The sequence below is a fragment of the Hydrogenophaga sp. genome, assembly GCF_018780385.1.
Taxonomy (GTDB): Bacteria; Pseudomonadota; Gammaproteobacteria; order Burkholderiales; family Burkholderiaceae_C; genus Hydrogenophaga.
Map to the genome: position 1 here is coordinate 41,704 of NZ_JADMJO010000048.1, position 11,500 is coordinate 53,203.

Consider the following 11,500-nt stretch of genomic DNA (forward strand, 5'->3'; position numbering starts at 1 on the left):
GGCAGAATCAATGACAGGTATCGAGAGGGCTGCAGTCATCCAGATCGGCAGGCTACCGGCTGATCCGCCAGATCGCGGTCGAATGTCCGCTGCACGAAGGGTCGAACTCACGCTGTTTACCCGTCGCGGTCGTTGAGTGCGCTAGGCGGCTTCGCCCGAAGCGGACGCCCAGAGACACGAGCCAACCTTGCGGCAGATCGGTCCCGTGCTCTCGGGCCGGAACTCCTGCAGTGATGGCCTCGGACGATCTTCGTCACTTACCGAGGTGAAACCGACGGCGAGGTAACATGTCCATCTAGAGGACGATATGCAAGCCTTAGAGACGGCCGACTTGCTGGTGGGCGCACAGCCTCGCAGCGCCTGTCCAAAGGAGTGATCTCGCTCGGAGTCCGTGTTGTAGATCTCCTCCCAAGGTGGTGAAACAAAGACCCGTGCATCGCGGCGTGTGACACCCGAAGTGCTTCCGAGGCTCGACCTAGTTGCAAGTCAGCTTCTGCTCGGACGCTGGGCCTAGGGACCTTCGACTTAGACCGCAGACGGCGGCGCCGAGGCAGGGTCCTCGCTCGGTGGTGCGACCGACACCTTGGGCGCGGCCACTGGTACCGGTGTTGGTGCTTTCGGCGGAGCGCCCGTCTTCGACCCGGCCTGGGACTCCTGCCCACGGTCGCCAGCGCTTCTCTCTTGGCCACCAGGCGCACCACCCTTCTTGCCCCCGTCATCGCTTCCATTGCCAATGCGGCTGAGAAACTTCGCTCGCGCCCAGAGCCACACGTCCTCGCTGTAGACCGCGCCAACCAAGCACAGGAAGAACAGCACGTAGGCATTGGGGTCCTGTTCGCCGACGGCAAGCACCGCCAGACCGCCTTTGACCGCGAGGAACAGCACCACCGCTGCGGACAGCCCTCGAACAACGACGCGGCCCAGCTCGTGTCCCCCCTCGGCCCTCGCATCCGTCGAACTGCCGGTTCGGATGTAGGCGGCAATCGCAGCACCGAGAAGGCCGAAGCCGAGCATCCCTGAAATCAGTGCGAGCGCGAACGACTTCGTACGCAGCAACCAGTTGGCCATCTTGCCAAACGGCCCCCAGCCTGAGCCAGCCTCTGGTGGAACGAACTCTGAGCTGCGCACGCTGACTCGCGCGCAGGCACGTCCATACAAGGACGAGATCTTCGAGACACCCGACACGCGATTCCAGCGCAACGCAGCATCCTCCTGTGAAGCGGTCAGAGCGTTTGCCGCATCCTGCGCAAGGAATTGCGCATCGCGATCCGCGTTCTCCACGTCGCTTCGGCACTGACCTAGCGCTTGCTGACGATCAACCAGCGTTTCGGCGACTTGGCGCTGGATTGCACGGTAGAAGAACAGCCGCTCCTGCGCACTCATTGGCTGCGTGCTCTCCGTTTCGAAGGCGCGCAGCGCGCTCTTGACAACGCGCTCTTGCAGTGGCGGCAGTTCGTCGCGCTGCGCGACGGCGCGCCCGATCGCCCTAGCGCGCGAGTCTTTCGTTCGCGCAAGCACCTCCAGTGCGTAGCCCGACATCGGGTCTTCAACGGCTGCGTTGGCCTTCGTCAACGCCGCTGACGCTCCGGATACTCCGGGTGTTGCTGCTTGACTGCTTGGCGACTTGAGAAGCGCCGCCTCTAGAGCCTCAAACGGCGAGGACATCTTAGCGAAGTCCTGCGGCAGAATCTGGCTCAGTTCCTCTGCACTCAGGGACTGCCCAGCCAACGCTTTCTGAAGGCTCTCAAGCGTTAGTCCAGCGGGGACTTTGTCCTCCTTTAGCCATGGGATGGCCACGATCGACGTGATGCTCAAGAAGCCGCCGGCCACAAAGACGACGCCCAACCCGACCTGCCACCGTCGTTCTTCGGTCATGTGGCGCCATGCCTGTAGCAGCCGGGGAGATTGGGTCGCCGCGCCGGAGGAGCCATCGCTGGGCTTCGGGACGGAGCGTAGCAACTGGCCAATCAGCGCCCACAACGCCAACGCAAGTGCGGCTTCAATAAGCGGCACTGGCTGCACTGCGCGGTCCAGGGTCCGAGCTAATTCAGAGCCGATCAGAACCAGCAGATCAGTCAGGCGGATGAACACCGCTTCGAGCCTTATCGACTCGCTGTCACCGCTCCTATACAGTGACGAGATAACGGCGCGTGTGTTTTCCGGCAGGTTGCGGAGGAGTTCGGTAAGCGCGATCAGCGGGGCACTGAGCAGAGCTAAGGTAGCTTGCTGAAACAGGAGCGCTGTGACACCTAGGCCAATGAGACGCGCAGCAGCGGTGTCACCGAAGAGCGAACCCGTCGCCACTGTCACAACCACTGCGCGAAGCAATCGCCAGACCAACCAGAATAGAACCAGTGCTACGACCACAGTGAGCACGACAAACCAGACGCGAGCCGCGGTCGCAGACAGCAGTGCAAGCTTTGGGTCCTCCGATAGCAGCTCTGACAGCCCGATCAGGCCCAGCAGCAGAAGCACACATAGCAACACTAACCCGACCGCGCGCAACATCCAGCCAAATATTTGCATTTCGAGCTCTCCTCGCTTTGGTACTCACATTCCAGTATCTACCGCCGGAGTCGAAATCGCCTAAAGGCGGGCGCATGGATCCACAACTTCGTGGATTCGTTCGGTGCCGTAGGAACAATACACGACCGATTTGGCCAGGTGCTGCGTCTACCGCTTCAGGAGCATCAGGATCTGGCGTGGGCTTTACCCTGACGCCATTCACGTCTGGCTTGGCATTTACGAAAATGCCGTTGTGGTCGACAGTCCAAAGTTTGAAAGCACCAAGCGGCTTCGCGATCGGTTGCACAAGGGCCGGTTGTGCTGCTTGGTCTGTCGCGGCCTCCTTAGCGCGTTGCTCCGCAAGATTAACTTGCACATCCGACGCTGACGTATCGCTGAGGATACGCTGCCCGGCTTGCTCAGACTTTCGAAAAGCTGTGGCGTCGAGGTCTTCTAGGGGCAAAGCCTTGGCGGGCGAGTCGTGCACCTGCACTTCAGACTCCATGGCATCCGCCGGGGACAGTTCTTGAATAGAGGTCGGAGGGACGTCTGCCACTAGCGCATCGACGGCCGCCGGGTTGTCCAGTGCTGCCTGCCCGCTTGATTCAAGCAGAGGCTTCTTAGTGGGCGCAGCTTCAGGTGACTGAGCGGTCTGCTCAATTAGCGGGTTGGTGGAGGGTGTAGCTTTTATTGCGAGCAATGACTCAGTACGCGGAGCAATCTGGGTCGTCCCTTCAGGTCGTGAAGCTTCCGGCTCCACCTGCTGGCCGGGAAACGAAGGCGAATCTGGTTTGGCCGTACCGTACGCGGGCTGCGCATCCCCTGGTGGCTCAGCCCTCGCTGAAGAATTCGGGTCAGGCATGCCACTTCTCTTTGGCCGCTCACCTTGATTGGTCTTGTCTGTCATGACACCCCTCAATGCCAACAAGGATTGGACGACGATGTTTCCACGTAAACGCACCGCCACATTTCGACGTGCCGAAACTCTTCGGGATTGGTTCGCCAGTCCAATATGCCCAACTTCCTTTGACCTCATAAGCAGATTGCAATCGCTGCCCGGGAGCAGGCTTTAACCGGAAGCCAAGGGTCAACAGGACCGCAGCTGGCAGAACCCATTCCTCTGGATCTCAGCCGGCGACCCTCTACTTTCCTTCAAAAGACTAAAACCTACGGATGCGCAAGTGGCGGCATCAATCCAAGGAGAGCCGCGGGCCTACCGCGCTCATGAGACTCAGGGCCGCTGAACTATCCCCAAGGCAATCAGACGCTTCAAGATGACGGCGGCACCGCACTGCTTGGACACCACCTCAAAAGAGAATACGCCATCTTGAACGAACTTCCCACTGCTGTACCGATCTGAGAAACTCCATAGGTACGGAGTCGCAAGTCCTCGGATACGGTAGCCAAAACCGTTGTAGCGTTCAAGTCGGTAAAGCACCGCAGCCAGCGACCAGTCAGAATGGATATTGAATCCCAACATGGTCAACGCGTCCGTCGCGCTTGTCACCCAGGAGAACGGGGGATCGGCGACATCCGAAAGTGGCCGGCCCGCCGGGACATGGCTGGTGCGGTGCATTAGAGTGTCGCCATTGTGAAGATGGGTGCCGAAGTTGAAATTCGACTCCATGCAGTGGATCAGTCCGATGAAGTACCAGGGCACCTTAACCGTCAGGCCTAGCGATTCATAGGTGCTACGAAAAGACGCTAAGGTTTTCGCGCGCCTATCAGCCTCTGCCAATCGAGCTGGCGCGACAACAGCCGCGTCAAACATCGCCAGGTACTCGCTAGCGATGTCTTTAAGGCTCTTGCTCGTGCTGGCTGTGTTCGGAGCCGGCGCTCCGGCAGCGGCTTTGATGTGGGCCACAGGTACTTCAGGATCCGCGACAGAGGTCCCTGCACTTGGTGCGACTTCGGAAGCGAAATCAGATAGCGTCGCTTGGATCTGCCCTAGTTTACGCAGCGTCGGCGTTAGCAGCGCCACAGCATCGCCGCCAGGGTGCTTGCGCGCGATCGTGGTAACGGCAACAAAATCCGTAACGAGTCCAGCAAAAGCAGATGTGTTTTCCTGGAAAACTCCAGCTGCCGCCTCCAGCTTGCTCTGAGCCAGCTTTTCCGCCAGCACTCGGGCAGCATTCAAGACTTCGTCTGGATGCGAGAAGTCCTCGGAAATTGCCATCAATTGCGCGAGGCCGAGCTTTTGCAAGGACTCAATCTGAGCGCGGAGCTCGGGTGAAAGTTCTGTGGCCATGGTCCGGCCTCCTTACTTGTTGTCGAGAATGTCGCGTATCGCGCGGGCTTGATCCTTTAAAACGGCAAGGCTCTGCAACGCCTGTTCAGTGCCGCCACCGGTTGCAAAAACCTGCTGCGACGCGGTCACTAGCGCCTCGAAGGATTGATCCCAACTCGTCAGGAGCGCATCGAAGCCCGCCAAGGCCTGAACACTAGCTCCGTAACGAGTTCCAACCTCCTTGAAGCTGGTTACGTACTCGGCCGCATTACCCAGCTGGCTATCCATAAGCTGGATTGCGGCGGCATCAAGAACGGGGGCGGGGCCAAGAGGACCAACATGTGCAGCAGGCGCTTGAGAGTTGAAGCGCAGATTCTTGATCCGATATTCACTACGAACGCTCGGCTCAGGCGTGGAGAACACACGCTCAAACTTCTCGCTCAACGCGCCATATAGACCGATCGCGAGAGGATCTGTCGGTGGCGCGGCCCCCTCAACTCGCCTCACGATTAGCTGCAGCTGCGAGTTCATGCCGTTGCTAATGCGGACAAGCTGCTGAACCGCGTAGGCACGCTGAAGCTTGTAAAGACCGTTGACGTCTTTGCGCAGCGCCTCGATAGCAGTTTTCACCTGGGGCTTACCCTTGAGCAATATCGCAAGCAGTGTCTCACGGTCCTGAGCCTTGAGTGCTTCGCCAAGGATGATCTGGATCGGCCCAAAGGCTGCTCCGATCGCCGCTACAGGCAATCCAACCGCAACGCTTGCGGGCACCAAGTCGAGCACCGTCTGAGCGCTTTTCATGGCGTTGGAGATCAGACTCTTTGTTTTCTCCTGACTCTTGCCGCTGCTGATATCGAGGAGTGCCTGGTTGTACCCCTTGATTGCCAGCAAAGCCTGGCAACGCGTCCTCAGGTCGACATCGGACGCAATAAGCCTTCCACACCCTTCTCGGTCAAAACTTCCGGGGCCCAGCGTCAAAGGGAACTCGAGCGACGTCGCGCTGGTACCGCGTGCTTGCGCAAGCGCCGGCGCCGCATCTCCATACACGAGAGTTGCCGACGCTTTGACCTCATCGAAGGTCGTCGCGTAGGCCTGCAGCTGGGGCTTTGGCACTCCGGCGCATCCTCCGAGGATGAGAGAGACCGATAGGGTTAGGAGTCGCTTGGTACACATGTTGCACGCTCGCTTTACATCGGGATGAAATCGTAAGAGTGGGCCTATGGTTGGGCATCCGCGCTAATGGTTACGCACTAGGTGGCCGCTTCAAAGAGGAAGCTAGATACACACACCTCGATCGGACTGACGTCGCAGATAGGGCGGCACGGGATTTGGAAAGAAATAACTTATATCAATACTTCTTTAATCTTACTATGCCAAACCTTCGACAATTTTCTCCAGCCGGATGCGTTCGGGTGAATTTCGTTTAACCAGTCCCCATCATCACCTTTTGAATCTGCCGCAGCGGCCGATAGGATGCCATCTGTAGGGACGCTAAAGACATTCGGACGCCCGACTGTCCAGCCGGCAATAGTGGTTTGCAGACTACTGAAGATACTGTCAGTTATTTCTGGCCACAAACCGACTGGAATGCTATTCTTTCGGTATGCATCATAAAGCCAAGCCCTGCCATTTACGAATGCTGGTGCATTTCGCGCTACAGGAGTATCGTAATTATTGATAAAAATAGGGATATCTGTATAGAATCGGCTTCTCTGTACAACTTCATAAATACGTTGAAAATTTGGATCCAACCATTGGGTGACTAATTCGCCGACCGCATCAGGGTTGACACATTCGTGACCCGTGTTAGGTGCAGTCTGCCCAGCTAGATTTTTCAGTATCCCCTTACCCGGATTTGGATCACGCGCCGCATCAATGAAGTCGTTGCCTCCAGCACTCAACAGTATTGCGTCGAACCTCCATGGGAAATCAGTGTTCAACCAACTGGCAAAATCGCGCCTCGCTTGAGTGCCGATCCGCCGCATTGTGTCGCCAAACATGGAAATATTGATGAACATCACATCCTCATGGACTCTATCAAATTCAGGCGCCAAACACTGTAAAAGAGATGTATGGAACATAGAACTTCGATCCATCCAAGAGTCACCCTCAACAAGGAATCGATATTTGAACTGCTGAGGAGCCAACCCATTGGCCAATTGACCATCGTATTCGTTTCCATACATAATAATACTGGACATAGTACATTTGTCCTTCAATTCAAAATATATCCAAATTAAACCATGCCGCCAATTAATCAGTATCTATATAGACCGGAGGAAGAAATAGCGCAACTAAAATCTGGAACTAACCTTGATAACCATTCGGTTTGCCCTTGACGCGACGGGAGATGCTTTGCAGATTCTTCCGCAGATACTAAAGTGGTGGGCGAACGCGCAACTCCGGACTGGGCAATGGTACAAAAGGGTTGGGATTCGGTCTGTGTGAGATTTTGTCCAATGTTGCCATCTGCGAATGCAGCGTATTTATCAAATCACGCAAGTTTTGAACTTGCTCGCTAGCGAGGGGGTATTCGTACCCTGGCGCATTGGTGCCCAGCATGGCGTCGATGAGAGTTTCTATCGGCGTGGCGTGAGGACATTGAGGCGACAGCGCATGCACTACGCCTGCGGCACGAGCTTCAACCATCTTCAAGAGAACGTTAAGGCGCACCAAGCGATGTTCGTCCCAGCCGGTTGCTTGCGCGCAGGACTCGGAAGCGTTTGAGAACCGCGCAAGCAATGCCTCGGCCGCTTCTGCACCACGAGTTGCCATCGCTTCAATATTTTCTGGCTCCATGTTTAAGTTCATGCCTCCTTCATTGGGCTTCAATCGCAACCGCACCACTCGATCACGGAAGCCAGGCATACGAGAGAGCGAGTTGTCGCTCCAGTTCTGCATCGTGCTGACAAGCGCACCTATGAAGCCGCCAAAGCGGCCAATTCCGTCAACCTTGTTGTCAAACAAGTCCCAGCGCTCTCCATACCCTTCGCGATAAGACTGAGGAAGGTAAATCATGTTTAAGCGGCCTTCGATCTCTGGCTCAAGAGTGATCCCGAATGTCGGCCACCTGGGAACAAGTCCATCGAACAAATGCATAGGAAAGTTTGAACTGACTCCCCCATCTGAGAACCAGCAGCGGTGAAAATCTCGCCTTCCCGGTGGGAGGTCATAGTTGATGGCCCAAAGTGGCACAGCTGAAAAAAGCAATGGAAAACTCAAGCTCATTCGCGCGGCCAGCAGAATCGGAAACTCGTGCGGCGGTGGAAGTTCCATAAGGCCTAGCGCTTTAGCCCGGGCGTCGCTGGGGTCTTTCCCCTTTCGGTGCGGTTCCGCTGTGTAGTTGCGTGCGTGGTCAACTAACCACTTATGCACGTCTTGTGGCAGATAAGGGCGTAACTCGTCAGGATTGAAGAACAGACGCTCACTAGATCGAAAGCTAGTTTCCCTATCAGCATTGTCGACCAGTTCGTTCAGCGGAAAAACGTAAGGTCGTCCATGCGCAAGATTGGTTGAGAACATCTTCAGGACTATCGCGTCTTCGCCTGGTGCTTTCGGTGTCTCCGTCGCCCCCTTAGGGCGCCAGAGGTCACCGAAAGTTAGAGGGGCGCCGTTGGGGCGCCCAGCAGCCTCCTGTATCAATCTGTGCAGCCATGGAGTTATCGCTTCTGTGCGGCTGGCCTTACCAGGCATTCCGTTGCACATGCCAAAGCCGTTAACCACCAATGGGCCCGCCACATCTCGATAAAGCCACATTCCTACACTAACAAAAACCAGGATTACACCTAGCAGAAGCGATGCGAGCCAAGCTGCGAATAAGTAGCCGACGGCAACGGCGATCAATGCGCTCAGCAAAGCCGCAGGCCAATATGCCTTGAGCAAGCCCAGCACGATGTTGCCAATACGACTTGAGGTGCTCCTGCTGTTGAGCACATTGACCAGCACCGAAAAAAGCCGGTGAGTTCCATCTTGGGGCTGGAACAGGCTTAGGAGTCGGCGTGCACCCGCTTCGGGGATATCTTGTCCTAATTCGTCAGGAAGGCGGGCCAAGCGTTCAAAACCTGAGCTTGAGTCGTTGTTCCGTCGCTGGTACTCGGCCGCAGCCGTTACTGCTGCTGCAATGGCACCTGCAGAGGTGCCGCCGATACTCTTGAAACGATACTTACGCGAGAGCCGGTTGATCGCCACTGGATAAACAACACCGCTAGTAATTCCGCCCTTCATGATCAAGTCGCAATAGCGGTCGACAGGCGGTTGGTTCGAGTTGGCGGTCGTGTTCATCTGCTTCCTCCTAAAGACCCGGGCCTTCTGAGCTTGTATCAACAAAGACGTAAACCCATCATTTCGGATCGGTTGATTTTCGTCATCCCCTTTTTGAGGCATACCTGCCTTCAGCGCCCCGAAAAGGGTGTGGAACGGCGCTTGAGCTCGGTCACTCCAAGGTCACCGAACCTTTTCTTCCATGAGTAGTAAATTGCCTCGGACTCGCCGATCTGGCGAGGCACAAGCCCAGCATGACCTGCACCTCCTGCACCGTCAACACGCGCAGAACGAACCTGCGCTCTGGCCGCAGACCGATCTGGTGCCTCCATTACCAGGGCGACTCAGGGCAACCCTAAAATCTACCTCTCTATCTCGTTTGACGGACTGTGTTCGCCCTTGCTCTTGCCAGACCGGCTACCCCGCTGTGCCACTTGAGGAACTCCGTCTCCAACACCGAGGGACGTGAAAACTTTAGCTTTGCCGGCGAGCTTCTGCTGCAGAACGTAGGTACCCGAGCTCCATGTAGCGCGCGCCTCCCTGATGGCGTAATGGACGCCATCACCTTACATCTTGGCACGATCCGCCTGTTTGGTCGGATGTTGCAGTCACGGCAGCTATGGCGTCGGTCAGTTTCACTTTACTTAAAAAAGCTATCAGCGATCCGTCTTTCATCTAAGGTCTAACGGCGGGCCAGTCGGCTGCAGGCTGTAGTCAGGCGTCCTTAGGCCAGCGATAACCGAGCAATCCTGCCTTCGGCATAGCTGAAATCTGCACGGAGTTGCTAACGTTGCCAGACAAGCAAAGAATCTGATCGCCAGCATCGCCGACGTAAAGGCATGCGTGGGTTGCCGTTGACCGTCCAGATCGCCCAAAGAGTGCGATCGCACCTGGCTTTGGAACTTGTAATTCCATACCCCACTGCAAAAACGTTCGACCAGCTCCACTCCTTGTTCCTGTTTTGCCGGCTTGGGTTAGGGCCCAATTGACGAAGTAAGTGCTCCATGGAAGCTCATCACCGTGACTGACTGCACTTGGGTCCACAGACGCTATGTATTCGAGAATTCGAGGATTATGCTGGGATCCTTCAATCTCTTTCTGTCCAATTTCCCTGAAGGTAATAGCAAGCCATGGGGGTATTGGATTTAATGATGAGCCAAGGGCAATCGGTGCCTTGAGATTCTCTGCTGCAGTTTTGAGATTGGCTGCCTCGCGGGCCGCCTCTACGCTCACCGAGCCAGAAGCCGCACTTGCGACCGCAGAGGCCTCCGCTGCGGCGTCTACTAGAGTCTGGGCTGATATCTGAATGATGATGGCTGGGGGCAACGGCTCATTCTTGCCACTGACCCACCCGGACAAAACCGTCCAGATTTTATCTACGTTTCCAATGAACAAAGCAAGAGCCGCGACGACACTGGCTATTGCGACTATTAGGCCCTTAGACGAATTACGCAAGTCCCCATCGGCGCGAGGCTGTTCTGTTGCCATGGTTTCTCCTGAAAACATAAAGTTTCGCCAATAAACTGTGACTTGACGCCTAACGAAACAAAGGGACTCCCCGGTCCCGAGTGATCCGCGCAGTTGCGGGGGGTAGCTGTCGGCCGGCTGCAGTTCGAGCACCTTGAACCAGGCCCCTCCACCCTTGGACCGCTTCGTGGCGGGCGTTTCCGTCAGAGGCTTGCGCTGGGCCGCCGGGATCAAGCAGCCAAGTCTTCTTACTACGTCAGTGCTGCACTGGATATCAACAGCCCTTACTTTCGCAATCACGCACCGATCGATATCGGTGCCCCTCGCGCTGGGCATCTCTCACCTAGTCGTGACCTTGACCTCCCGAGTTAAGTTCAAGGCAACTTCTTTGACTTCACTCTGAATAGATCTTGCGCTCTCAGCCGAACCGAAGGCGTGAATCGTTCTGCATGGTGGGGCCTCAAACGCTTGGTAGCGCCAATCCGCTTCGCAGACGACGGGCAACTGCCCGTGGAAACGGATGTGATTGGCAAGAAATTCAGTGATGAGACGCGAATCTACCTACACCCCTGTCCTAGATTAAACTCCAATGGGTTAGGCAGCAAGATTAGGTCTTCAACAACCTTCCATCGACTTGTTGAAGCAAGTAGACCCGCGCTTGAGTTAACCGAGGAGACAACTCCGCTCATTTCACATTCTCAATCGCCTGACGAATATTTCGCAATTCAACGACTACTGCGGAGAGCATTGTTAAGATCGCCTTGTTACTAAAGTAAACTGTTCGATCTAAGGTGTTATCGTCATCAGAAGCAGACTCCATCGATGCGACGGCCATGTCAACAAGGTTTTCGGTTGATTTCATTTCAGTCCTTTTCTCGAGATTAAAACGCTGGGGTGTAACGACAACGTTGAGGTATACATAGTGTTGAAACATGGGAAGCTGTCTAGTGGTTCATACACAGACTCGGCGAAGATGTCTCTCCGAATGCTTATCAGTCCTAGCCCTTCACGCTCTCCGCTCGTCAGGACCAAGAATCATGA

General features: G+C 56.0%; 7 protein-coding genes. All 7 read right to left on the reverse strand.

All coding sequences use genetic code 11. The annotated features are described in order from the left end of the window. Positions 1-525 precede the first annotated feature (525 nt). Complete coding sequence (locus IV113_RS16005; RefSeq protein ID WP_291086900.1) at positions 526-2,526, reverse strand: hypothetical protein; 2,001 nt, start codon at positions 2,524-2,526, stop codon at positions 526-528. Between the two features lie 1,210 nt (positions 2,527-3,736). Continuing rightward, the gene (locus IV113_RS16010; protein WP_291086902.1) at positions 3,737-4,753 is read right to left on the reverse strand and encodes a hypothetical protein; all 1,017 of its coding nucleotides are present in this window, start codon (positions 4,751-4,753) and stop codon (positions 3,737-3,739) included. Positions 4,754-4,765: 12 nt separating this feature from the next. Continuing rightward, positions 4,766-5,845, reverse strand: a complete 1,080-nt coding sequence (locus IV113_RS16015) for a hypothetical protein (protein ID WP_291086904.1) — start codon at positions 5,843-5,845, stop codon at positions 4,766-4,768. A 230-nt stretch (positions 5,846-6,075) separates the two neighbouring features. Continuing rightward, positions 6,076-6,933, reverse strand: coding sequence for a hypothetical protein (locus IV113_RS16020; protein ID WP_291086906.1), 858 nt, complete (start codon positions 6,931-6,933; stop codon positions 6,076-6,078). Positions 6,934-7,108: 175 nt separating this feature from the next. Then, on the reverse strand, positions 7,109-9,013 hold the full coding sequence (locus IV113_RS16025; RefSeq protein WP_291086908.1) for a patatin-like phospholipase family protein: 1,905 nt from the start codon (positions 9,011-9,013) through the stop codon (positions 7,109-7,111). A gap of 693 nt (positions 9,014-9,706) precedes the next feature. After that, positions 9,707-10,480, reverse strand: coding sequence for a TIGR02594 family protein (locus IV113_RS16030; RefSeq protein WP_291086910.1), 774 nt, complete (start codon positions 10,478-10,480; stop codon positions 9,707-9,709). 664 nt (positions 10,481-11,144) lie between these two features. Further along, positions 11,145-11,321 (reverse strand): hypothetical protein, encoded by a 177-nt coding sequence (locus IV113_RS16035; protein ID WP_291086912.1) that lies wholly within the window; start codon positions 11,319-11,321, stop codon positions 11,145-11,147. Between the last annotated feature and the right edge of the window lie 179 nt (positions 11,322-11,500).